Below are 22,922 nucleotides of genomic sequence, written 5' to 3'. Positions count from 1 at the left end.
GCCGGAATCACCGGTTACGGATGCACGCGCCGGCAATGATCGGCACCTGCCGCCACCGGATGGGCGGCGATATCAGCGCGGTCAGTGCGGATTGTCGCAGTATCGACGTCAAAGCGCTTGTCGCGGTCAGCCAGCAGCGCCGGATTGAGCTGACCGTCGGCGGTAAAGCCCATCATCAGCGTCGGCGCGCCCAGCGGCAGCGTTTTATCGCGGTCGGTATGCCAGGTGTGCCAGGTTTTTCCGTAGGTGTTGACGATTTTGCTCATCAGCGCGTGCTCCGCGGCCGGCGGCAGGCCAGGCGCAATCAGCGTACCGGATTTCACTTCATAGCGATGGCTGTGCCAGTACTGCTTTTCCTGCGCCGGCAGCTGCTTAAATAAACGTTCGCTGATGATATATTCCACGCCCATTAATTTGGCGTCTTTTTTGTTACCGTCATAAATAACCGCCTGCATCACATCGTCATTAAGAATGGTGACGTAGTGATGGGCCTCCATCTGCCCCTGCTGATTTCCGCAGTAATAATGAAAACCATCCAGATACGTATTGATCGCCTCAATCGGCGGCCGCGACTGCAACGCCGCCGCCCCGCTCTCCAGCAGCGCGGTTTTCCCCGCTACCGGCGCACCAGGCGCTGTGACCGGCGAGGCGCTGTTATTCGCGCCACAGCCGGATAATAACAATAACGCCAGCGCGCTAAATACACGGTTTCGCATTTCATCACCCCATACTTTTATTGAGTGATAAACATAGTTAATCAGTGTCAGGACGCGAGCGCAGCGGGAACACTATCCGGCGGCGAATTAAAACCGCCACGCGGTAAATAACAGGCCGCTCAGCTGCCCGGACTGTTCAGCGATCGGACTGTCCGCTGCGTTATTTTCCAGATGCTGCGCGACAACGCGCGCGCCCAATAGCCAGCTGGAGGTCATCTCATAATCCATGCCCAGCTCCCAGCCGACCTTCTCCAGTCCGGCACCCGCGTCATAGCGTGGCAGACCGCTGCGCATAGCCTGTGACGCTGTCACGCCGTATTGCGTTTGCATGTAGTCGCTATCGGCCCAGCTGAAAGTGGGGCCGGTGAACAGACGTACGCTTTCAACCGGACGCCACTGCAGATGTGCGTAGCCGGTGAGCTTAAACCCCTGCTGATTGCCGCCCACATCCTGCGAGGCTATCACGCCCCCTTTGAGCCAGCCGTTCTGGTAAGTCGCGGAGGCAAAGGCGCGCGGCGTGACGTCAATGTCGCCCAGTCCGCGCAGGTGCGCATCATCGGATTCCTGGCGCGGCGAGAGGTTGGTCCCAACGCCCAGCGCAAAGGTCCAGCGATCGGTTTTAGCCACCTCCCAGCCAGCACCCAGCAGGTCGTCCACGCCGCCGACGAAAAACGGGCCATACGCCAGTTTGATCGCCGGCACAAAGGTGGTCTGATTATATTTCGCCCCGGAATAGTTGGGCTTTACGCCAACGCCGCCGCCGATGAAACCGGATAGCGTGTCGTCCGCCAGTACCGGCAGTGTCGCCGGTAGCAGGCAGAACAGGATGAGAGGCTGGGCCAGAGGAAAACGCATCGCTATGTCCTTAAGGTTGCAAAACACCATTCTGATGAGTGGTGCTATTCAACCAGCCGGCTGTAAAGTGCGTTTTTCGCTTCGGTAAAGTTATGTAACAGCCAGCGGCAGGCGCAGGCTGAAGCAGGCCCCGCCGCTCTGGCGGTTGCGCACCGTGATGCTGCCGCCGTGATGATGGACAATCGAACGCACCAGCGCCAGTCCGAGGCCGGTGCCGGGCTGCGCGTGGTGCAGTCGATAAAACGGTGCAAAAATCCGTTCGATTTCCTGCGGCGGAATACCCGGTCCGCGGTCTTTCACCTCCAGCCGGAAATAATGCGCCTCCTGCTGCAGGTGCACTTCAATCTTCTCACCGGCATAGCGCCGTGCGTTGTCGAGCAGATTACGCAGCAACCGCCTCAGCAGGCGCGCATCAACCTCCGCTACCACGTGCTGTGCGCTAAGCTCGACCTGGGCGCTGGCGCACTCTTCTGCGGCGATGGCCGTCACATCTCTCAGCTCAAATGTACCGCTGACGAGGGTGGTGGCCATTTCCAGCCGGCTGAGCGTCAGGATTTCATCCACCAGTTCATCCAGTTCGGTCACGCTGCGCTGCAGTTCGCGGCGCGCGACGGATGCATCATCTGCCAGTAACGCCGCCGCCATCTGAATGCGCGTCAGCGGCGAGCGCAGTTCGTGTGATGCATTGGCCAGCATGGTTTTTTGTGACTGAACCAGCTGTTCGATTTGCGCCGCCGAACGGTTAAAACTGGCGGCCAGCTGCGCCACTTCATCACGCCCGGTGACCAGTACGCGCGCGCTGAGCTGCCCCTGCCCGAGCGACTCCACGCTCTGCTGCAACGACTCCAGCCGCGCTGTCAGGCGGCGGATCACCAGCAGTGAAACCAGCGCCACGCTGACTGCCAGGGCAATCAGCAGCAGGATAAACAACCACGGCCGCTTGATGCAATCGAGGCTGAGCTGGATCACCAGCAGTCGCCCATCCTGCAGTGGCCAGACGAAGCGCGTCGCGTACCAGTCATCAAAACTGCCCCCCGGCACGCTGTGCGCGGGTCGCGGCAGCAGTGGCTGGAGCGGACGGCTCAGCAGAGCCCCATCAGGCGCGAACAGCGCAAAGCGCGCTCTGGTGCGCACCATCCAGCGATCAATGGCGGCGGCCTGCGCGCGCGGTGGCGCGGACGCAGGTGGCAGATTCTGCTCCACCAGTTCAGCAAAGGTAGCGAAGGCATCGCGATGGCGGCTGTCATCGTTATTCCACAGCCACAGCACGATGGTGAGCGTGACCACCATCAGCAGCGCACCGCTGAAGGCAAAAAATATCTGCAGATAGAGTGGAAAATCAGCGAGACGTTTCATCAGCCGGGCTGCGCCGAAAACACGTAACCGACACCGCGCACCGTGATAATCCGCGTTGGCGCGCGCGGATCGTCACCAATCGCCTGACGAATGCGGCCAATGTGGACGTCAATCGCCCGGTCAAACGGGTCATAATTCTCGCCGCGCACCGCCTGCCAGATCTGTTCGCGCGAGAGAACGCGGCCCGCCTGACGCGCCAGCGCCACCAGCAGATCAAACTGTAGCGAGGTCAGCTGACAGGATTGCTGCGCCAGCGTAACGCTGCGCGCGGCGGTGTCGATCTCCAGCGCGCCGCTGCGGATCACATTGCGCCCGGCGGCGGTGCCTGCCGGGCGGGTACGCCGCAGCACAGCGCGCATACGGGCCAGCAGCTCACGTGGTTCAAACGGTTTGGGCAGGTAATCATCGGCACCGACTTCCAGCCCGATGATGCGGTCAGCCGGATCGCCCCGGCCGGTCACCATGATGATGGCCGGATCGTGCTGATAGTGACTGCGAATCTGGCGGCACAGCGCCAGACCATCGGCATCGCCCAGCATCAAATCCAGCAGCACCACATCAAACGGCTGCTGCTGCATGCGGTAATGGGCATCGCTGACGCTGGCGCTGTGCTGCACGCTGAATTCGTACTGCGCCAGCCATGGCACAATCATTTGCGCCAGCCGGTTATCATCCTCAATCAACAGAACCGAGGTCATCGCGTTACCCGCCAGAGGAGTGGTTAATGAGATACAGACAGCGCCGTTTGTTAATAAGTTTCGTGAGTGAACAGACGATTCCGCTATCATGAGTGAACGCTCATAAAACAAGGCTGCACCGATGAGAGAGTTACCGCCTACCGCCATGCTGCGCGCGTTTGAAGTGGCGACGCGCCATCCGACCTTTACCGCCGCCGCTGAAGAGCTGTTTATCACCCAAAGCGCCGTCAGCCATCAGCTTAAAAACCTGGAAGAGATCTGGGGCGTGCAGCTCTTTCAGCGCGGCAAAACGCTGAGTCTGACGCCGGCCGGCGCGGCGCTGGCACCGATAGTGCGCGAGTTTTTCAGTAATCTGGAAACCACCTTAGCCGACTTACGCGAGCAGAAAGGCCGCGTGCGGCTGCGCGTGAATACCACCTACTCGTTTGCGCTGAAGTGGCTGTTGCCGCGCCTGCCGGACCTGACGCGCCAGCATCCGGAAATTCTGGTGACGCTGGAAAGCACCGATGATGCGATTACCTTCTCGCGCCAGGATTCTGATGTGGCGATCCGCTTTGGCCATGGCAATTATCCGGCGCTGCACAGCGAATTTATGTTTCGTGAACAGCTGTTTCCGGTTGCCAGCCCGGCGCTGCTGCAGCGCTTCGGCACACCGCAGGAACCGGCAGAACTGCTGCGCTACCCGCTGCTGATGCGTGATGGCGCCGATCTGGTGCCTAAGTGGGAGATCTGGTTTAAACAGGTCGGCCTGACGCTGGATGCCTTACAGGAGAGCGTACGTTTTGCCGACACCAATATGACGCTGGAAGCCGCGCTGCTGGGGCAAGGCGTGGCGCTGGCGCGCAGCGGTCACGTTGAAAAAGAGCTGCGCGACGGCAGCCTGGTGCGGCTGTTCAACGTCGCGTTTTCCTCGCCCGCCGCCTACTATTTCGTCTGTCCGCAGGGCATCGAAAGCCAGCCGCATATTGTTGATTTTCGTCGCTGGCTGCTCGCTGAATCACGTCAGGCGCAACAGGATTATCAGTGAAGCATGAGTATTTACTCATAGCGCAATGATAAATCTTCGCTTTCCAATCCATTTGCGGCTGCATAGCATCAGCCTATGCCTGATTACATTATTGTCTTAACGCTGTGCGCCGCACTGCTGCACGCCAGCTGGAACACCTTACTGCGCGGCGGATCCGATCGCCTGTGGTCGATGACCATTATGTGCGTGGCGATCGCGCTGGTGTGTGCGTTCAGTACGCTGTTTCTGCCGCTGCCGGCGCGCGCCAGCTGGAAATATGCGCTGCTGTCGGCGCTGCTGCACGTCGGCTATAACCTGTGCCTGGTGCGCAGCTACCAGAGCGGCGATCTCGGCCAGACCTATCCGATTGCGCGCGGATCGTCGCCGCTGCTGGTGACCTGCGCCGCCGCGCAGTTTGCCGGCGAGCACATCGCCTTTACTACGCTGTGCGGCATCGTGCTGGTGTCCGCTGGCATTGTGTCGCTGGCGCTGCGCGGCGGCAAACTGGCGCTGCCGGGCCTGCGCTACACGCTGGCGACCGGTGCCTTTATCGCCGCGTACAGCGTGGTGGACGGCATGGGCGTGCGCGTTGCCGGCAATGCATTTGCGTATACCGCGTGGATGTGCAGCTTGTGGGGCATATTAATGCCGGCGGTCTACATCGCGCTGCGCGACAGCAAAAGCCTGCTGCAGTGGCGACCGGGCGTGCTGAGCGCCGCGGCGGGTGGCCTGGTTTCGCTGCTTGCCTACGGCATCATCATTTACGCCATGACGGCAGCGCCGATGGGCGCGGTGTCGGCGCTGCGTGAAACCAGCGTGCTGTTTGCCGCCGTGCTGGGCGCGCTGTTTCTCGGTGAAGCATTAACGGTAAGAAAAATGCTGGCGTGTGCGGTGATTGCACTCGGCACGCTGATGATCGGTTAAGCGATGAGGAGATGGCAGCATGTCTGAACGTTGTAAAATCGCCCTGCTGGGCCCCGGTGCAATTGGTACCACCGTCGCGGCGGTGCTGCATGAAGCCGGGCGCACCCCGCTGCTGTGCGGCCGCACGGCCCATGCACAGTTAACGCTGCGCCACGATGCGGGCGAAATCAGCGTGCCCGGTCCGGTATTGCATGATGCCTCGCACGTGACACAACGCTGCGATTTGCTGTTCGTGGCGGTTAAAACCACCCAGGTCGCGGACAGCGCCGCGTGGCTGGCAACCCTGTGTGATGAAAAAACCGTGGTGTGCGCGCTGCAAAATGGCGTCGAGCAGCAGAGCCAGCTGGCGCCTTACGTCAACGGCGCCACGGTAATACCTTCGGTGGTGTGGTTTCCGGCGCAGCGCGAGCCGGATGCATCAGTCTGGCTGCGCGCCCAGCCTCGCCTGACCTTGCCGGATGTGCCGCAGGCCGCGTGTGTAGTGGATGCGCTACGCGACACGCGCTGTGAGGTGGCACTGGCCGCGGACTTTCTCTCCATCGCCTGGCGCAAGCTGTTACAAAATGCCGCCGCCGGTTTGATGGTGCTGGCCAACCGTCGCGCCGGCATGTTTAGCCGCGGCGATATCACGCAGCTGGGATTAGCTTATTTACAGGAGTGCCTGACGGTGGCGCGCGCGGCCGGCGCGGTGCTGGACGACAGCGTGCCGCAGGAAATTATTGATGGCTTTCACCGCGCGCCGCCCGATCTGAGCACCTCGATCCTGGCCGATCGCCAGGCCAACCGCCCGCTGGAGTGGGATACCCGCAATGGTGTGGTACAGCGCTATGGCCGTCAGCATGCTATTGCTACGCCGATTAGCGATGTCGTGGTGCCGCTGCTGGCAGCGGGCAGCGAAGGGCCGGGCTGATAAAATAGGTTGCCTGTCGCGCGGGGAGAAACCGGTATGCTGCGAATTGTTAATACAACGGCTACGTTTTGATCGCGTCGCTACCAATAGGGTGCGATATTTAGCTGATTTAAACCATCGCCTCCCCGGCATAATCACGTTGACAGCAACAGGACGCGCTTATGACAGATTACGTTTTTTATCGCAAACAACAGGTTATCGCCACGCTGGAACGATCGGATGTGGAACGTGCCCGGCTGCTGATGGCGGACGGTTACAGCAAGATGGATGAAGAAATTAATGCAGCCAGCGCGCAGGCGGCGCTGCGGCGGCTGGCTGATATGCGCCATGAAGAGCACATGACCGAACACGCCTTTGCTACCGGTTCGGTATTCAGCGCGGTGGTCAGCGCCCTGTTCAGACACTGACGTTATGCGCCAAACGCCCCATCAATGGTGTGCATGGCGCCGGTGACGAAACCGGCTTCAGGTCCTGCCAGCCACGCCACCATGCCAGCCACCTCTTCAGAACGGCCATGGCGTTTGATGGCCATGAAGCTGTGCATCAGATCTTTCATCGGACCATTTTCCGGATTGGCATCGGTATCAATCGGGCCCGGTTGCACCACGTTAATGGTGATGCCGCGCGGTCCGAAATCCCGCGCCAGGCCGCGCGCCAGCCCCTGTAAAGCGGATTTACTTAGCGCATAAGACGCCATACCGGGAATCGGCATACGGTCGCCATTGACCGAACCGATAATGATGATGCGGCCGCCGGCTGGCATCTGTCGGGCGGCTTCAACCGCAGCATGATACGGCGCGTGAATGTTAATGCGGAACAGGCGATCGACCGCGTCCGGATCCTGTTCCAGCGCATCACCAAACAGGGCGATACCAGCATTCACCACCAGCACATCCAGCGGTCCGCTGTCGCGCACGGTGGCAATCACCGCATCGCGCTCTGAGCTGTCGGTATGAACGGCAGCCGAACCGGTTTCGTGCGCCAGTTTTTCGGCGGCCTCAGGCGAACCGGAGAAGGTGAAGGTCACGCTGGCACCCTCATCAGCAAAGCGACGCACGATAGCCGCACCAATACCGCGACTGCCGCCCAGAACCAGAACCTGCTTATCTTTAAATACGCTCATTTGCATCTCCACGTGTGATTTCTTAGTATGCATTACAAAATGAGCCCGAATTAATGTCAATGCTATTTTGTAGCGAGCACTATAAAATATGAAATCACCTGGTCGTCCCCGTAACTTTGACCCCGAACACGCCGTAGCGGTCGCGCAGGGGTTATTCCATGCCAAAGGTTATGACGCCGTCAGCGTCGCCGATGTCACTGACGCGTTGGGCATCAACCCGCCGAGCTTTTACAGCGCCTTCGGTAATAAGGCCGGATTGTATGCCCGCGTTCTCGATCGCTACGCCGCTACCGGCTCGATTCCCCTGGCTGAGATACTGCGCGACGACCGCCCGGTGGCCGAAGCCCTTGATGCATTACTGAAAGCGGCGGCGCTGCATTATGCCCGGGATGAGGTGTGTGCGGGTTGCCTGGTGCTGGAGGGGATTCGCTGTCAGGATCAGCAGGCGCGCGAGGCGGCCAGGGTGTTTCATCGCGCCGCGGAGGATACCATCCGGTGCTATATCGCGGCCCGCTACCCACAAGATGCGCAGCGCCTGACCGATTTTGTCAGTACCGTGATGTCCGGACTTTCTGCCAGAGCGCGTCAGGGTCACAGCGTTGAGCAACTGCTGGCCAGCGCGGAGCTGGCGGGTCTGGCGGTGGTTGCAGCGCTTGAGACTTGATCACTTTTCAGCGATGTTCTGACTGCGAAGTGATGCCGGTTAACTGGCTGAGTCGGTGTCCGCCACCGACCGCTGGAACATGCGCATAATGCCGCCAAGATGCCAGTGCAGAAGTTCCAGCGCCTGTTCATCCTCGTAATTAGTTAACCGCGCCACGATCGCCTCATGATCGTTTTGCGAACCCTGAAACTCATCCGGCGTGCGCGTCAGGTGATTGAGAAAGGCGCGAATGCGGTTGATGCTGGTTTTGTAAAAACCGACCAGCTCGCTGTTCTGGCTGGCTTCAATCAGTGCCATATGAAAGGCCGCATCGGTTTCGCGGTAGGTCTCCGGCGCGTTTTGTAATGCATCGCGTCCACGCGCCAGCTGTTCGTTCAGGCGCGCGATCAGCGCCTGACGATCGTGTTGCAGCGCCAGCTTTAATGCGCCTGATTCCAGAATCTGCCGCATCTCACAGGTTTCGCGCATCTCCCGCTCATTAAACGAAAACACAAAAGTGCCGCGCTGCGGGATAATTTGCACCAGACGCTCCATCTCCAGCTTTTGCAGTGCCGCTCTTACTGGCGTCCGGCTCACGTTAAGCTGGGTGGCAATATCGTTCTCGGAAATTAATGCACCGGGTGCAATCTGGCAGTTCACGATCAGGTCACGAATATGATCGGCCAGAATGCTGCTCAATGACTGCGGGCGGAGGATGTTTTTCGATGACCAGTCAATGATGAGTTTATCGGCGGGCATAGCGTGGCGAGCGTCCTTTAAACAGCGAGCATTTGTGGGGTCAGAATGACGATGGGCACTGTGTTTTGTAGTATACAAGAGACAGATCCCCCAAACAATAACGGGCCTGTTTGAGGGAACGTTGGGTTATGAGGTGAACAAGTATGTCTGCTGCTGGATATGCGCTGGATTAAGTGCCATGCCCATACCGGGTCTCTGCGGTACCGGGATTAACCCGTTTTGCGGCACCAGCGGATCGCGCAGGAAGTACTGATGAATATCATTCCATTTCACCAGATACTCCTGATAAGGCGTGTGAATCGGCGATTGCGTGGTGCTGAAATGGGCCGTCGCGATGCTGGAATGGCCGTGCGGGATTACCTGCAAATCGTACAGGGTGGCGATAGCGGCAATTTTTAGCGTTTCTGAAAGCCCACCGCACCAGTAGATATCGGGCTGAATCACATCCAGCGCCCCGGATTCAAAGAAGCGCTTGAAACCCCAGCGCGTGTACTCATGTTCGCCTCCCGCCATCGGGATGGACAGTTTATCTTTGAGTCGTTGCATACTGCTGATTCTGTCGGCCATCACGCACTCTTCCAGCCAGCGCGGGCGATACGGCTCAATGCCCTTTGCCAGTTCAAGCAGATACGTCACATCCATCGACTGCCAGCAATCAAACATCAGATCGTAATCATCACCCACGGCTTCGCGCAGCGTTTTTGCCAGTTCGATGTTTTTCTTCAGCCCTTCTCTGCCGCTCATCGGGCCGTGGCGGAAAAACCATTTTTGTCCGCGATATCCCAGTGCCTTATACTCCAGCGCCCGCTCGTGCACCCGCGCCATATCCTGCACCGCGAAGCCCAGCATCGATGCGTACGCCGGTATTTCTTCCCGTAACGAACCGCCCAGCAGGCGAAACACCGGTTGCTGCATCCATTTGGCACGCAAATCCCACAAGGCACAATCCACCGCGCTGATCGCCAGCATGCCATCGCCCTGACGCCCATGAATCTGCGCCCGGTACATCTGATCCCACAAACGCTCAGTGTCGCGCGGATCCTGACCCAGCAACAACGGCCGCAGCTGGCCATGAATGATTGATGCAACGGCATGCGGCACCGGCCCTGCCAGCCCGTCTACGCCCTCATCAGAAACGATCTCAAGAAACACAGTGGTAATGGCAAAACCGTCTTCCAGCTGAACGCCACCGTCATGATTATTCACGTTACGAAACTGCGCATAGACATCGGTGGGTCGCGCGAGACGCTCCTCCCAGAAATCACCCTCTCCCGGCATCACGCCTTTCACCTGAAGTAACCGGACATCAATAATCTTCATACTACTGCCCCTCACGTTGTTCATTGCTGGCCTGGTAAGCCGGTAAACGCTGGCGACGGAAGATGATGCTCAGGGTAATGATCGAGAGCATCGCCATCGCCGCCAGCCAGTAAAATCCGCCGTTATAACTGCCGCTGCGGTCGCGTATCACGCCGATGACCCACGGATTCACCACACTGGCAATACTGCCCAGCGCATTGATCAGGGCGAGGCCGCCCGCCACCACGGATGCCGGGATAAACTGCGCGGGCAATCCCCAGAACACCGGCATCGCGCCGAAAAAGCCAAATGCCGAACAGCACAAAAACATCATTTTCACCAGCGAGTTATCGAACCACGCAACGCATAACAGCCCGACAAAGGAGAAGATCAGCGCCAGATAATTGGCCAGCAGACGCGACCCGGGACGATCGGCTATGCGTCCCAGCACCAGCATGCCGGCCAGACCAAATACGTAAGGGATGATGGTGATGAATCCGGTCTGAACATGACTTAAGCCGGTTTCGCTGATGATCAGCGGCAGGAAGGTGCTCACCGCGCCGTTGAGGTTCGCCAGTCCGTAATAGGTGAGGCTGAACAACAACACCAGCGGGCTGAACAGCGCTTTCAGCAGACCGCCGTGGCCGCGCGACGGCAGTTTTTGCCGCTCAGCAGCCAGTGTTGTCACCAGCCAGTGCTGCTCATCTGCGCTGAGGAAGCGGGCATCTTCCGGCCGATCGGGCAACGCAAAGGGGACGATCAATCCCAGCACAATCGCCGGAATGGCCTCCAGCAGAAACATCAGCTGCCAGCCGCGCAGCCCCAGCCATCCGTGCAGTTCTAACAACAGGCTGGAAACCGGTGTGCCGATAATCAGCGCAATCGGAATGCCGGTCATAAACGAGGCGATAATGCGTCCGCGCCACGCCACCGGAAACCACAGGGTGAGATAAAACACGATGCCGGGGAAGAAACCGGCTTCAGCGGCACCCAGCAGCGCGCGCAGCACATAGAGGCTGTTTTCACTCCACACAAACATATGCGCACCGGAGATGATGCCCCAGGTCACCATAATGCGGGCGATCCACCAGCGCGCGCCCACCCTTTCCATCAGCAGATTGGAGGGCAGTTCGAGGATGGCGTAAGGCAGGAAAAACAGACCGGCGGCGAGGCCAAAACTGGCGGCGCTGATGCCCAGATCGGCATTCATGGTGAGGGCGGCCACGCCGATATTGGCGCGATCGATCACCGCAATCACGTAGCAGCCAATCAGCAGCGGAATCAGTCGCCACGACAGTTTACGGATCACCCGCTTTTCAATTTCAGTATCTGTACTTTGCATGGTCTTTCCCGATGTTGGTGTCATGGATAAAAAATGCACTTGTATACAAGTTCTGTTGTATACATCTGGTGACCACTCTTCAATGGGCTGAGTAAGGAAATGAGATATGAAACGTTTCAGCGTGAAGCCGCTGGTAAACGTTTATAAGAGGGTTGAGCCGGGCGAAGATGAACTAAATACGTGGTGATTATTCGAAGTGAACAGAGTGCGCTGGCACACTCCGGGCAGGGTTATTTTATGCGCAGCCATTGTATAAACGCGCGCATGGCAGGTGACATGGCTTTACCCGCTATCCAGCAAAGTGAATAACCCGGGAATTCCATCTCCCAGGGTTGCAGAAGGCGACAAAGCTTGCCGGCGGCCAGCGATGCACTGACCCGTTCCGCCGTTAACTGAGCAATCCCTGTGCCAGCAATAGCGGCCTGCCGCTGCCTTTCGCGATCGTCTACCACCAGATTTCCATGTACGGGAATATCAAAAATTTTCCCCTCATTTAAAAACTGCCAGGGCTCTACCCTGCTACTTCCCGGCCAGCGCCAGCCGATGCAATTGTGATTGAGCAGATCTTCCGGGACTTCAACCGCACCATGCTTTGCCAGATATGCTGGCGCAGCGACCACAATCTGATGGAGCGGCTTGCCTAATGGAATAGCAACAAATCCCGGTTCCAGCACCTCGCCTAAGCGCAGTGATAAATCATAGCCGCCGCGGCTCAGATCGACCGGCGCATCGCTGGTTGTGATATCCAGCTGCACGTTGGGATAATCAGTAAGAAACCCGGCAATATTGTGATCAAGAAACATTTCAGCACCCGATCGAAAAGCATGAACGCGAATCAGCCCCTTAATATCCTGGCTTCTGGCGTGTGCCTGCTGCAGGGTCTCATGCAGATTAGTCATAATGGGAGCAGTCTGAAGAAACAGGGACTTGCCATCATCGGTAAGATATACCGCCCGGGTGGTCCGGTTCAGCAAACGTTGCCCGAGTTGTGCTTCCAGCGCGGTGATTTGCTGACTGACGGCTGACGCGGATACCCCTAGTATTTCCGCAGCGGCTCTGAAATTCAGTTGCTGAGCAACCACGACAAAAGCCCGTAGAGCCAGATACTCCGCGCTGTTAATCATTATTGATGTCCTTTATTAATTGCCACTTAACACACCATTAAGATACAGGAACTTCACGCCTGTAAGTATCTCGTTATAATCACTCAAATCATAATTAATAAATAATATCAGGAGCACTTTATGCTGCAGGAAAACCTTGAATTAGCGCAGAGATTACAAATTATCGAAGACAAACTGGCTATTTATGAATTGATTGCGTCACATCCTCCCAGCGCAGATACTGCAATGGCGGAATATACATTATCGGTTTATCTGGAAAAGAGTGAATTCAATCGCGGCCCTCATCTTGATGGCGCGGAGGGTGCAGAGGCGATAGCCGCCTTTATTTTGCGGCCTGAGCATGAGGAAGCACTGGCCAGCGGATTAGCGCATTTTACCGGATTACCCCTGATTGATCTGCGCGGAGACAGCGCGGTAGTCACCTCTTATTTACAGTTAATTTATCTGGATGATAAAGGCGAATCACGCATGCTGGCCAATCACGGCAGCTCTCCTGGCTATCGCATTCACCGCGTTGTAGTGAATCGCTGGGAGTTAAAACGCATTGCGGGCCAATGGAAAATTCATCGCAGGACGTTGATTCCGGTGGACGGTAGCGGTTTATCACGCGCATTGCTTTCCCAGGGTCTGAAAGATGTATTCAGCCGGCAATCACGATAATTAACGCGACAAGACAGTCATTGAGCCAGACCACGATGTGCAGCTAAGTCATGAATGACAATCCGCTACGAGACTGGCGGCGCAGGTTGGTGTCCAGCATGGCAACAGTCTGGCTATTCCTTTCAGCCAAATCCTTTGGTGATGTACTTGCCAGTAACGTATGAAATTTATCAAAGTCGACATTCTTATCCTGTAGCAATGCAGCATATTTCCCTATAAATCATCGCCTCACCAAAGAATATCATGTGCAGAATGCTATCAGCTTTAAGCATCAGCATAATGGGTTATTTCAGCCGCTGCGCCTTTTGACAGTCTCATACTCTAACGCTACGCTTAATTGCAAGGATATATGTCGCAAACTTGCGTAAAGATAAAATTTTTCCTAAGGTGACCGCCTTTCAGCCTCTTATAGCTTTCATTTCCCTTTGTGAAGTGCCGGCTGCGAAAGCTATAAGATCGCTCCAATTTTACTCATGGGGAGTTTATGAGCACCGGAACGATGACCAATAAACCTGATTTGACCGTTGACGATATTACCGTCATTGACAACAAATTATTGAAACGCGCCGTCAGCGCAGCAGCGCTGGGTAATACCATGGAGTGGTTTGATTTCGGCGTTTATAGTTACCTTGCCGTGATTATCGGCCAGGTATTTTTCCCGGACGCCAGTAATACCGCGCAGCTTATTGCGTCGTTTGGTACTTTTGCGGCCGCGTTTTTAGTGCGCCCGATTGGCGGCATGGTATTTGGTCCACTCGGCGATCGCTTTGGCCGGCAGAAAGTGCTGGCCTTCACCATGATTATGATGTCGATTGGCACCTTCTGTATTGGCCTGATTCCCAGCTATGCCAGTATCGGTATTGCCGCGCCGATCCTGCTGTTGCTGGCGCGTCTGGTGCAGGGCTTTTCCACCGGCGGTGAATATGGCGGTGCCGCCACCTTTATTGCGGAATACTCCACTGACAAACGCCGCGGCTTTATGGGCAGCTTCCTGGAGTTTGGTACGCTGGCCGGTTATCTGCTGGGCGCCAGCCTGGTGACTGGTATGATTGCGCTGCTGCCGCATCAGGCGATGATGGACTGGGGCTGGCGCATTCCGTTCTTCCTGGCCGCGCCGCTGGGGCTGTTTGGCCTGTATATCCGCCTGAAGCTGGAAGAGACACCCGCGTTTAAAGAGCACATGGATAAGCGTGAAGAGGCCGAACATAACAAGCCGCAGCTCACGCTGTGGCAAATGCTGCGCACGCAGAGTAAGCCGCTATTGAAGTGTATTGGCCTGGTGCTGCTGTTTAACGTGTCTAATTATATGCTGACCGCCTACATGCCAAGTTATTTAACCGGCATTCTGGGGCTGAGCGAAATATCCGGTCTGCTGCTGGTGATGGTGGTGATGTTTATCATGATGCCGCTGACCTTAATGTGGGGCCATTTTACCGACCGCATCGGCCGTAAACCGGTGATTGGTTTCGGCGCGCTGGGATTATTAGTGCTGGCGATCCCGGCGTTCATGCTGATTGGTTCTGGCAACATGCTATGGGTATTTGCCGGTCTGGCCGTGCTGGGCTTACTGCATACCTGCTTTAGCGGCACCATGCCAGCGACATTACCGGCACTGTTTGTCACCGATATTCGTTACAGTGCGCTGGCTATCGGCTTTAATTTGTCAGTCTCGCTGTTCGGTGGCACCACGCCGTTAATTACCGCATGGCTGGTCGACACCACGCACAATACCATGATGCCGGCGTATTACATGATGGGTGCCGGCGTGATTGGTTTGTTAACAGTATTAACGCTGAGTGAGACAGCACGTAAGCCGCTGAAAGGTTCATCCCCTGCGGTGGCGACTAAAGCCGAGGCGCATAAACTGATTGATAAACTGCGTAAACAGCGCAGCCGTAAAAAACAGCAGCCAGCATAATCCTCGCTGATATTCACATCAGGTGCGCTCAATGCGCACCTTTTTTGTGCCCTGCGTCAGACTTATAGCTCAGATAATCGCCCCGGGCTGCGGTAGACTGCCCCTCTCTGACTATTTTTTACTCATTAAGGGATAATGATGTCATCTGCCGTGGCTCCCGCCGTTAATCAAAAACGCGTACTGATTGCCGGATCCGTCGGCAATTTTATCGAGTGGTATGAATTCGCCGTATACGGTTTCATGGCCACGCTGATCGCTAAACATTTCTTCCAGCTCGAAGGAGAAAGCGCCCTCACCAGCCTGATCCTCACCTATGCGGCCTTCGCGGTGGCGTTCTTTTTTCGCCCGTTAGGGGCGGTGCTGTTTGGCCGCCTGGGCGATCGCTATGGCCGTAAACCGGTGCTGATCGCGGTGCTGGTATTGATGACACTGGCCACCGTCGCCATCGGTCTGGTCCCGGTTTATGCCAGCATTGGCATGGCTGCGCCGCTGCTGATTACACTGCTACGCATTTTGCAGGGACTGTTTGCCGGCGGAGAATACGGTGGCGCGGTCTCGCTGATGACCGAATCGGCGCCGCCCGGCAAGCGCGGATTTTATGGCGCGTGGCAATCGCTGACGGTGGCGCTCGGACTGCTGGCGGGCGCGGGCGTGGTGGCAGTACTGCCGCTGCTGCTGGGAGACGCCGCCATGAACGCCTGGGGCTGGCGCATTCCCTTCCTGCTGGCGCTGCCGCTCGGCGCAGTGGCGCTGTGGCTGCGCACCGGCCTCGACGAATCACCGCAGTTCAGCCAGACACCGGCGGCACCACAACAGCAGGCATCGCTGGGTGTCACGCTACGCGCTATCGGGCTGGGCATTGGGCGGTTAATGGTATGGTCAGCCGCCGGTTATACCTACCTTGTAATCATGCCTACCTATCTGCAGGCCGCGCTGCATACCGGCTTTAACCAGGCGCTGCTGATTGCGGTGATCTCTAACCTCGGCTTTGCCGCCACCATCCTGCCGGCCGGCATACTCAGCGATCGCTATGGTCGCCGCACATTAATGCTGCTGGCGACGTTTTTGCTGCTGGTGCTGGCTTTCCCGCTGCTGAAAGTGTTGCAGCATCCGGAAAGCGGTATGGCGATCAAAGCGCTGGTGGTATTTATCGCCGGTGCGCTGGTGGGCATGCTGGCGGGACCGGGACCGGCGATGCTGGCCGAGATGTTCCCTACCCGCGTGCGTTACACCGGGCTGGGGCTGGCCTATTCGCTCTCCAACGCGCTGTTTTCCGGCTGCGCAGGTCTGTTCATTACCGGCCTGATGAAGCAAACCGGCAACGCCGACATTCCCGCCTGGTATGTGATGGCCACCGCCGTAGTGAGTTTTGTCGCGCTGCTTTCGCTTAATAAGGACGATCACCGCAAGCCCCTTTAACATCATGCTGCTTCGTTCCTGCACTTCATGTGATGCAGCCTTACCAGGGTGAGCGCTCGCCCTCACCCGTATCGACGCCGCCGGTTAGTCTGTTGACAATCAGTCCGATTAATAGTTGTATTATACAACTTTATAGCCACCGGGCGTTTGCACCATGACCACTGAATCGTTAGTTAATCAGATACGTTCCGCCTCACGACTAATGGTACGTGAACTCGGATTTATGCGCCCGACGCTGGCGGCAACGGACTATTCGCCTTCCGCTGTCCACACGCTGCTGGAGATGGAAACCCAGGGCACAGTGACTGCTGCACAGTTAGTGGAATTGCTCGGTCTGGAAAAATCGAGCGTCAGCCGCATGCTGGCCAGACTGGTGGCGGCTGGTGAAGTGCAGGAAATCGCCGACGGCAGTGATGCCCGGGTTAAAAGGCTGAAACTGACTGCGCAGGGTATGGCTACCGTTGCCAGAGTCAATCAGTACGCGGCACAACGGGTGCTGGCCGCGCTAGCCGGGCTTGAACCGGCACAGCAGCGCACCGTAGCGCAGGGACTGAGCGCTTACGCTGACTCCCTGCGTTGCTGTCGGACCGGCACGCAGCCCCTTCCCTCAGGTGCCATCGACATCGTCAGCGGTTACCGGCCCGGGATGATCGGCCGCGTCGCCGAAATGCATGGCCGTTACTATGCCCGGCATCATCAGTTTGGTCACTATTTTGAAGGCAAAGTCGCCAGCGGGCTGGCAGAGTTTGCCGGACGGCTGGGAAGTGAGCGCAATCAAATCTGGCTGGCAGTGCATAACGATAATATTGTCGGTTCAGTGGCGATTGACGGAGAAGATCTTGGCAATAATCAGGCCCATCTGCGCTGGTTTATTCTTGACGAGACGTGTCGCGGTAGCGGCATCGGGCGACGCTTGCTTCATGAGGCTGTGGCGTTCTGCGATGGTCAGAGGTTCAGCGCAACGCAACTGTGGACCTTCAGTGGGCTGGATGCGGCCAGACGACTCTACGAGCAGGCAGGCTTCACCCTGACGCGCGAGTGGCAGGGCGATCAGTGGGGCAAAATCGTGACTGAACAGCACTTCACGCGATGATGGCCGGGAAAGATTCTCAACGGCTGATGCGCTGCCGTTTCACCACCGCGTCAGGCCAGAGAAATAGCCGGGTTAATGCGAGCAAAACAGGTCTGAATATGAGTTTCGGATTAAGTAATAAATGGTATTTAATAAACGTAAACCGGATTTTAAATTTATCCGATTGAGAAGATAAACAGCCATAAATAACAAGACCCCGGCACATCAGTGTGCCGGGGATAACCAACACTACCAGTTAAATTTATTACTATCTTCCCACTCTTTGACTTCTTTCTCTGCTTGATCTTTACCGTAGCCGTAGCGCTCCTGAATGCGGCCGACTAATTGATCGCGTTTCCCTTCGGCTACGTCTAAATCGTCATCTGTAAGCTGGCCCCATTTCTCTTTCACTTTTCCTTTGAACTGCTTCCAGTTTCCGCTGATACGATCTTCGTTCATCAGTGTTCTCCTCATTTAGGTGACAGTGCCGCCTGGCATTATTTCGCGCAGCGGTTAACTGCGCAGAGATAAGCGTAGCCTATGACTGAGATTAAAAGGTGCTTAAGCGAACAAATCGGAAAATTTACGTAGCGGTACTGTTTAAAGCGCAGCGGGAATTAAATCTGAAAATATAGGCTATGATTTTTCAGGGTACTCAGTGATTTATCTGCGTACCCGTTTGCTACCAGGGCATTTAGTCTTTTGTATTCAGAGAGTAAATGGTTTTAAGGAACGCGAATCGCTTGATGTCGTCCATTCCCCGTGCGGGGCTTAACGAGGCAATAGAATGGAATCCACAACGTTGGAAAAATCCTGGGGTGCTGAAATCCTTGCTGACGGCAGCATGCGGTTTCGCCTTTGGGCACCCGGTCAGCAGCAAATTACCCTTCACGCCGATGGTCAGCAGCATGCCATGCAGCCGCAGCAGGATGGCTGGTTCAGCCTGACGCTGCGCGGGCCTGGTCACGGCAGCGAATATAACTACGAGCTGGCCGATGGCAGCACAGTGCCCGATCCGGCCGCGCGGGCACAACGCGCCGATGTCAACGGCCCTTCTCTGGTTATCGACCCTCACCATTACGACTGGCAGCAGCGTGACTGGCAGGGACGGCCCTGGCATGAAACGGTGGTCTACGAGCTGCACATCGGCACCTTTACCGCCGAAGGCACCTTCCGCGCGGCTATCGCAAAACTCCCTGCGCTGGCAGAGCTTGGTATCACCATGCTCGAAGTGCTGCCGGTGTCGCAGTTTGGCGGCGCGCGCGGCTGGGGCTATGATGGCGTTCTGCTGTATGCGCCGCACTCGGCGTATGGCTCACCGGATGATTTCAAAGCCTTTGTCGATGCTGCGCACGCGCTGGGATTGTCGGTGGTGCTGGATATTGTGCTCAACCACTTTGGTCCGGAAGGCAATTACCTGCCGCTGCTGGCACCGGCCTTTTTCCACGAAGAACGCATGACGCCGTGGGGCGCCGGGATTGCTTACGATGTCGATGCAGCGCGGCGTTATATCGTCGAAGCACCGCTCTACTGGCTGAAAGAGTTTAACCTCGACGGCCTGCGCTTCGATGCCATCGACCAGATTGAGGACACGTCCAGCAAGCATGTCCTGATCGAAATTGCCGAACGCATTCGCAGCGAAATCCACTCTCGCCCGATCCATCTCACCACCGAAGACAGCCGCAACGTGATCTTCCTGCATCCGCGCGATGCGGACGGTAACGCGCCACTGTTCAGCGGTGAATGGAACGACGATTTTCATAATGCTATTCACGTCTTTGCCACCGGCGAGACGCACGCGTATTACCAGGATTTCGCCGACGTACCGGAGAAATTAATCGCGCGCATTCTCACCGAGGGCTTTGCTTATCAGGGCGAGCTGTCACCACAGAGTGGCCAGCGGCGCGGCGTACCCAGCGCAGGCCAGCCGCCGGTCGCGTTTGTCGATTTCATCCAGAACCACGATCAGGTGGGCAATCGCGCCCAGGGCGAACGCCTGATTAGCCTGGCCGGTGTCGATCGCACCAAAGTGCTGCTCGCTACCCTGCTGTTGTCACCGCATATTCCGCTGCTGTTTATGGGCGAAGAGTACGGTGAAACCAACCCGTTCCTGTTCTTTACCGATTTCCACGGCGATCTGGCGAAAGCGGTGCGCGAAGGACGTGCGCGCGAATTTACCGGTCACGCCGGTCATGACGATACGGTACCGGATCCCAATGCTGAAGAGACCTTCACACGTTCGAAACTGGACTGGAGCAAAGTGGAAAATCCCGCAGGCCAGGCGTGGCTGACGCTTACGCGCCAGCTGCTGGCGTTGCGCCAGCAGCACATCGTGCCGCTGCTGCCGGATGCCCGCAGGCATAACGGCCAGGTGCTGCGCACCGCACCAGGCTTTGTCGCCGTCAGCTGGCAGTTCCCGCAGGGCCAGCTGTCGCTGGCGCTGAATATTGGACAGCAGAGCCAGCCGCTGCCCGCGATGCCCGGCGAGACGCTCTTTGCGTGGCCACAGGAAAGCGGCGAGCTGCCGCAGCACTCCCTCATCGTGCGTCTGGCAAAAGGAGCAGCGCAATGAGCATTCCAACCGCAACCTACCGCATTCAGTTCCGCAACGGCATGACTTTTGACCGCGCAGCGCAGCTGGTGCCCTATCTGCAGCAGCTGGGTATCAGCCATCTTTATGCCTCGCCGATCTTTACCGCCACGCGCGACTCGACGCACGGCTATGACGTTACCGATGCCAATGAGATTGACCCGGCGATTGGCGGACGCGCCGGTTTTGACCGCCTCAGCGCGGCGCTGCAGCAGGCAGGGATTGGCCTGATCCTCGATATTGTGCCTAACCACATGGCGGCGTCGCTGGAAAATGCCTGGTGGCGCGATGTGATTGAACACGGGGAAGCCAGCCGCTACGCGCGCTACTTTGATATCGACTGGTCGCGCAGGCTGACGCTGCCGTTCCTCGGCGATGATTTTGACCGCGTGCTGGCCAATGATGAACTCAGCATCAAGGCCGATCCGCACAGCGGCAATCCGGCGCTGGTCTATTACGATAGTTACTATCCGCTGACGCCCGCCAGCTGGCAGCAGCGTAAAGACGAGGTGCTGGCGTTGCGCGATCGCGCGGCCATCGCGGAACTGCATGCGCAACAGCCGTGGCAGCTGATGAACTGGCGTGAGGCGCGCAGCGCGCTCTCCTACCGCCGCTTCTTTGAAATTACCGGGCTGGTCGGCGTGCGCGTCGAAGATGAAGAGGTGTTCGCGGCGTCGCATCGCCTGATTCTCGAACTGGTACACAGCGGTGTGGTGAGCGGGCTGCGCGTCGATCACGTTGACGGGCTGGCCGATCCGCTCGGCTATCTGCAACAGCTGCGTCAGGCCGCAGGCGACGCGTGCTATATCACGGTGGAGAAGATTCTCGCTGACGGTGAGCAACTGCCCGCCGACTGGCCAGTGTCCGGCACCACCGGTTACGAGTTTATCGCCGCGCTGTCACATGCGCTGATTGATGATAATCAGATCGATATGCTGCATCTGGCCTATGAAGCGGTATCCGCTGAACGTAACGACGTGGCGGCTGGCCTGCGTGCAGCGCGTGAACTGATGGTCGATCGCAACTTTGCCGGGGAATTCAGCCGCCTGCTGGCGCTGGCTACCGAGGCAGCCGATCTGGTGCATCGCAACTTTAGTGAGGCTGAGCTGCACGTGGCGCTGCGCGAACTGCTGATCGCCTTCCCGGTGTATCGCACCTACGGCCGCAAAGCCGGTATGCCGCTGGAAGGCGAAGCGTTGCTGTTACAGGTGCTGGAGCAGGTTAAACATAGCGCCTCGCCTGCGGCGCTGAGCTTTTTGCAGGCATTACTGCTGGGGGCGATCACTGAACAGGGCGAGCAGGATGCGGCGGAATTCCGCGCCCGCTTCCAGCAGCTGACCGGCCCGCTGATGGCGAAATCGGTCGAAGACACGCTGTTTTTCCGCAATCACGTGGCGCTGGCAATCAACGAAGTGGGTGCCGAACCGCTGCCGCATGCGTTTTCGCTTGAACGCTTTCATCGCGAAATGCAAACCCGCCTGCAGCACCAGCCGGATGGGCTGTCGGGTACCTCCACGCACGATACCAAACGCGGCGAGGATGCACGTGCACGGCTGTATACCCTGAGTGAAGCGCCGGCGCTGTGGGCGGAGAACGTGACGCGCTGGCGCCAGATGAATCAGCCGCACGTGGTCGCGCTGGCGGACGGCCCGGCGCCCGAACCGCCGGTTGAGTGGATGCTGTACCAGGCGCTGGCGGGCGTCTGGCCCACCACGCTGCAGCCGGAGGACACGGCGGCACTGGACGCGCTGCGCGATCGCTTTTTGCCGTTTGTGGAAAAAGCCCTGCGCGAAGCGAAGTTACGCACCGACTGGGCGGACAGCAACGAAGCATATGAAAATGCCGTGCTGGAGTATGCCCGCCAGCTGCTGTCACCCACCAATCCGGCGTTCCTGCAGGACTTCAGCCACGCACTGCAGCCGTTCATCCGGGCCGGACTGGTTAACAGCCTGAGCCAGACGGTGATCAAACTGACCGCGCCGGGCGTGCCGGATATCTATCAGGGCTGCGAAGCGCTCGATTTCAGCCTGGTCGATCCGGATAACCGACGCGAGCCGGATTTTGCTCAGCTGACGGCGCAGCTGGATGTCCACGCCGCGCCGGATTTCGCCAGCCAGCAGGACTGGCTGAGCGGCCGGCTGAAGCAGCAGATGGTTGCGCGCCTGCTGCATCTGCGCCGCGACCATGCGCAACTGTTCCGCTTCGGTGATTATCAACCGCTTAGTGCATCGGGCGAACATGCGGAAAAAGTGATCGCCTTTGCCCGTCAGGACAGCGACTACGCGCTGCTGGTGATTACGCCACGGCTGATTTTCAATGGTGCTCAGTGGAGTCATACCCGACTGGCACTGCCGGAATCGCTGGCGCATCGCCACTATCGCAATGTGCTGACCGGCGAGACCGTAGTGATTAATGACGATGTTACGCTGGACAATGTGAGCTATAGCGCGCCGCTGGTGCTGATTAGCCAGTAGCGTCCCCGATAAACCTGTTGTTTTACATGACTAT

At 57.7% G+C, this 22,922-nt stretch carries 21 protein-coding genes; 11 read left to right on the top strand and 10 right to left on the bottom strand.

All coding sequences use genetic code 11. The features are described 5' to 3' along the window. Nucleotides 1-14: 14 nt before the first annotated feature. From CBW22_RS19225 to CBW22_RS19210, 4 genes are all read right to left on the bottom strand, one after another. Nucleotides 15-716, bottom strand: a complete 702-nt coding sequence (locus CBW22_RS19225; RefSeq protein ID WP_088517546.1) for an OBAP family protein — start codon at nt 714-716, stop codon at nt 15-17. An 87-nt stretch (nt 717-803) separates the two neighbouring features. Further along, nucleotides 804-1,571 carry a MipA/OmpV family protein gene (locus CBW22_RS19220; protein WP_088517545.1) on the bottom strand — a complete coding sequence of 256 codons (768 nt, stop codon included), beginning with the start codon at nt 1,569-1,571 and terminating at the stop codon, nt 804-806. Nucleotides 1,572-1,661: 90 nt separating this feature from the next. Then, on the bottom strand, nt 1,662-2,927 hold the full coding sequence (locus tag CBW22_RS19215) for a HAMP domain-containing sensor histidine kinase (RefSeq protein ID WP_088517544.1): 1,266 nt from the start codon (nt 2,925-2,927) through the stop codon (nt 1,662-1,664). Further along, nucleotides 2,927-3,625 carry a response regulator transcription factor gene (locus CBW22_RS19210; RefSeq protein ID WP_088517543.1) on the bottom strand — a complete coding sequence of 233 codons (699 nt, stop codon included), beginning with the start codon at nt 3,623-3,625 and terminating at the stop codon, nt 2,927-2,929. Before CBW22_RS19210 ends, CBW22_RS19215 begins: the two co-directional genes overlap by 1 nt. Nucleotides 3,626-3,746: 121 nt before the next feature. On the opposite strand from CBW22_RS19210, the gene gcvA reads away from it, so the two are divergent. From gcvA to CBW22_RS19190, 4 genes are all read left to right on the top strand, one after another. After that, the gene (gcvA, locus tag CBW22_RS19205; protein WP_031280119.1) at nt 3,747-4,652 is read left to right on the top strand and encodes a transcriptional regulator GcvA; all 906 of its coding nucleotides are present in this window, start codon (nt 3,747-3,749) and stop codon (nt 4,650-4,652) included. A 75-nt stretch (nt 4,653-4,727) separates the two neighbouring features. After that, on the top strand, nt 4,728-5,555 hold the full coding sequence (locus CBW22_RS19200; protein WP_088517542.1) for a DMT family transporter: 828 nt from the start codon (nt 4,728-4,730) through the stop codon (nt 5,553-5,555). Between the two features lie 19 nt (nt 5,556-5,574). Further along, entirely contained in the window at nt 5,575-6,465 is an 891-nt protein-coding gene (locus CBW22_RS19195) for an oxidoreductase (RefSeq protein WP_088517541.1), read from the top strand. Nucleotides 6,466-6,626: 161 nt separating this feature from the next. Further along, nucleotides 6,627-6,872, top strand: a complete 246-nt coding sequence (locus tag CBW22_RS19190; RefSeq protein ID WP_088517540.1) for a hypothetical protein — start codon at nt 6,627-6,629, stop codon at nt 6,870-6,872. 2 nt (nt 6,873-6,874) lie between these two features. On the opposite strand, the gene bdcA is transcribed toward CBW22_RS19190, so the two are convergent. Further along, complete coding sequence (gene bdcA / locus CBW22_RS19185; protein WP_021509562.1) at nt 6,875-7,588, bottom strand: SDR family oxidoreductase; 714 nt, start codon at nt 7,586-7,588, stop codon at nt 6,875-6,877. Between the two features lie 88 nt (nt 7,589-7,676). Between bdcA and CBW22_RS19180 the strand changes: the two genes are divergently transcribed. Next, nucleotides 7,677-8,252 carry a TetR/AcrR family transcriptional regulator gene (locus CBW22_RS19180; protein ID WP_088517539.1) on the top strand — a complete coding sequence of 192 codons (576 nt, stop codon included), beginning with the start codon at nt 7,677-7,679 and terminating at the stop codon, nt 8,250-8,252. A gap of 39 nt (nt 8,253-8,291) precedes the next feature. Here CBW22_RS19180 and CBW22_RS19175 read toward each other — a convergent pair whose 3' ends face one another. The 4 genes from CBW22_RS19175 to CBW22_RS19160 form a co-directional block, all read right to left on the bottom strand. After that, on the bottom strand, nt 8,292-8,990 hold the full coding sequence (locus tag CBW22_RS19175; protein WP_058758854.1) for a GntR family transcriptional regulator: 699 nt from the start codon (nt 8,988-8,990) through the stop codon (nt 8,292-8,294). A gap of 126 nt (nt 8,991-9,116) precedes the next feature. Next, nucleotides 9,117-10,310: an enolase C-terminal domain-like protein gene (locus CBW22_RS19170; protein ID WP_176428145.1), complete on the bottom strand. Its 1,194-nt coding sequence runs from the start codon at nt 10,308-10,310 to the stop codon at nt 9,117-9,119. Nucleotide 10,311: 1 nt separating this feature from the next. Beyond that, nucleotides 10,312-11,631, bottom strand: a complete 1,320-nt coding sequence (locus tag CBW22_RS19165) for an MFS transporter (RefSeq protein WP_176428144.1) — start codon at nt 11,629-11,631, stop codon at nt 10,312-10,314. A gap of 230 nt (nt 11,632-11,861) precedes the next feature. After that, complete coding sequence (locus CBW22_RS19160) at nt 11,862-12,755, bottom strand: LysR family transcriptional regulator (protein WP_088517536.1); 894 nt, start codon at nt 12,753-12,755, stop codon at nt 11,862-11,864. A gap of 120 nt (nt 12,756-12,875) precedes the next feature. Here CBW22_RS19160 and CBW22_RS19155 point away from each other — a divergent pair, with 120 nt between their 5' ends. From CBW22_RS19155 to CBW22_RS19140, 4 genes are all read left to right on the top strand, one after another. Further along, nucleotides 12,876-13,415 (top strand): nuclear transport factor 2 family protein, encoded by a 540-nt coding sequence (locus CBW22_RS19155; protein ID WP_021509568.1) that lies wholly within the window; start codon nt 12,876-12,878, stop codon nt 13,413-13,415. 484 nt (nt 13,416-13,899) lie between these two features. Then, entirely contained in the window at nt 13,900-15,333 is a 1,434-nt protein-coding gene (gene proP, locus CBW22_RS19150; RefSeq protein ID WP_031280122.1) for a glycine betaine/L-proline transporter ProP, read from the top strand. 135 nt (nt 15,334-15,468) lie between these two features. Continuing rightward, entirely contained in the window at nt 15,469-16,752 is a 1,284-nt protein-coding gene (locus CBW22_RS19145; RefSeq protein WP_088517535.1) for an MFS transporter, read from the top strand. A 154-nt stretch (nt 16,753-16,906) separates the two neighbouring features. Then, nucleotides 16,907-17,845: a bifunctional helix-turn-helix transcriptional regulator/GNAT family N-acetyltransferase gene (locus tag CBW22_RS19140; protein ID WP_088517534.1), complete on the top strand. Its 939-nt coding sequence runs from the start codon at nt 16,907-16,909 to the stop codon at nt 17,843-17,845. 228 nt (nt 17,846-18,073) lie between these two features. Here the strand turns inward: CBW22_RS19140 and CBW22_RS19135 are convergent, their stop codons facing one another. Next, the gene (locus tag CBW22_RS19135; protein ID WP_021509571.1) at nt 18,074-18,283 is read right to left on the bottom strand and encodes a CsbD family protein; all 210 of its coding nucleotides are present in this window, start codon (nt 18,281-18,283) and stop codon (nt 18,074-18,076) included. Between the two features lie 328 nt (nt 18,284-18,611). Here CBW22_RS19135 and treZ point away from each other — a divergent pair, with 328 nt between their 5' ends. Continuing rightward, nucleotides 18,612-20,396, top strand: a complete 1,785-nt coding sequence (treZ, locus tag CBW22_RS19130; protein WP_088517533.1) for a malto-oligosyltrehalose trehalohydrolase — start codon at nt 18,612-18,614, stop codon at nt 20,394-20,396. Next, the gene (gene treY, locus CBW22_RS19125; RefSeq protein WP_088517532.1) at nt 20,393-22,888 is read left to right on the top strand and encodes a malto-oligosyltrehalose synthase; all 2,496 of its coding nucleotides are present in this window, start codon (nt 20,393-20,395) and stop codon (nt 22,886-22,888) included. Before treZ ends, treY begins: the two co-directional genes overlap by 4 nt. Nucleotides 22,889-22,922: the final 34 nt, after the last annotated feature.

This window comes from Pantoea sp. VS1 (genome assembly GCF_002207995.1).
Lineage (GTDB): Bacteria > Pseudomonadota > Gammaproteobacteria > Enterobacterales > Enterobacteriaceae > Pantoea > Pantoea dispersa.
The sequence above is the reverse complement of the archived record's forward strand: the minus strand, read 5'-3'. Positions and strand labels throughout refer to the sequence as shown.

What these genes read in the sequence shown, in the direction of transcription:
- CBW22_RS19190 (WP_088517540.1), top strand. Translation starts at nt 6,627, where the DNA reads ATGACAGATTACGTTTTTTATCGCAAACAACAGGTTATCGCCACGCTG.
- CBW22_RS19215 (WP_088517544.1), bottom strand. Translation starts at nt 2,927, where the DNA reads ATGAAACGTCTCGCTGATTTTCCACTCTATCTGCAGATATTTTTTGCC.
- CBW22_RS19200 (WP_088517542.1), top strand. Translation starts at nt 4,728, where the DNA reads ATGCCTGATTACATTATTGTCTTAACGCTGTGCGCCGCACTGCTGCAC.
- CBW22_RS19170 (WP_176428145.1), bottom strand. Translation starts at nt 10,310, where the DNA reads ATGAAGATTATTGATGTCCGGTTACTTCAGGTGAAAGGCGTGATGCCG.
- CBW22_RS19180 (WP_088517539.1), top strand. Translation starts at nt 7,677, where the DNA reads ATGAAATCACCTGGTCGTCCCCGTAACTTTGACCCCGAACACGCCGTA.
- CBW22_RS19220 (WP_088517545.1), bottom strand. Translation starts at nt 1,571, where the DNA reads ATGCGTTTTCCTCTGGCCCAGCCTCTCATCCTGTTCTGCCTGCTACCG.
- proP (WP_031280122.1), top strand. Translation starts at nt 13,900, where the DNA reads ATGAGCACCGGAACGATGACCAATAAACCTGATTTGACCGTTGACGAT.
- CBW22_RS19160 (WP_088517536.1), bottom strand. Translation starts at nt 12,755, where the DNA reads ATGATTAACAGCGCGGAGTATCTGGCTCTACGGGCTTTTGTCGTGGTT.
- CBW22_RS19155 (WP_021509568.1), top strand. Translation starts at nt 12,876, where the DNA reads ATGCTGCAGGAAAACCTTGAATTAGCGCAGAGATTACAAATTATCGAA.
- CBW22_RS19210 (WP_088517543.1), bottom strand. Translation starts at nt 3,625, where the DNA reads ATGACCTCGGTTCTGTTGATTGAGGATGATAACCGGCTGGCGCAAATG.
- CBW22_RS19135 (WP_021509571.1), bottom strand. Translation starts at nt 18,283, where the DNA reads ATGAACGAAGATCGTATCAGCGGAAACTGGAAGCAGTTCAAAGGAAAA.
- CBW22_RS19195 (WP_088517541.1), top strand. Translation starts at nt 5,575, where the DNA reads ATGTCTGAACGTTGTAAAATCGCCCTGCTGGGCCCCGGTGCAATTGGT.
- CBW22_RS19175 (WP_058758854.1), bottom strand. Translation starts at nt 8,990, where the DNA reads ATGCCCGCCGATAAACTCATCATTGACTGGTCATCGAAAAACATCCTC.
- treY (WP_088517532.1), top strand. Translation starts at nt 20,393, where the DNA reads ATGAGCATTCCAACCGCAACCTACCGCATTCAGTTCCGCAACGGCATG.
- treZ (WP_088517533.1), top strand. Translation starts at nt 18,612, where the DNA reads ATGGAATCCACAACGTTGGAAAAATCCTGGGGTGCTGAAATCCTTGCT.
- CBW22_RS19225 (WP_088517546.1), bottom strand. Translation starts at nt 716, where the DNA reads ATGCGAAACCGTGTATTTAGCGCGCTGGCGTTATTGTTATTATCCGGC.
- bdcA (WP_021509562.1), bottom strand. Translation starts at nt 7,588, where the DNA reads ATGAGCGTATTTAAAGATAAGCAGGTTCTGGTTCTGGGCGGCAGTCGC.
- CBW22_RS19165 (WP_176428144.1), bottom strand. Translation starts at nt 11,631, where the DNA reads ATGCAAAGTACAGATACTGAAATTGAAAAGCGGGTGATCCGTAAACTG.
- CBW22_RS19145 (WP_088517535.1), top strand. Translation starts at nt 15,469, where the DNA reads ATGATGTCATCTGCCGTGGCTCCCGCCGTTAATCAAAAACGCGTACTG.
- gcvA (WP_031280119.1), top strand. Translation starts at nt 3,747, where the DNA reads ATGAGAGAGTTACCGCCTACCGCCATGCTGCGCGCGTTTGAAGTGGCG.
- CBW22_RS19140 (WP_088517534.1), top strand. Translation starts at nt 16,907, where the DNA reads ATGACCACTGAATCGTTAGTTAATCAGATACGTTCCGCCTCACGACTA.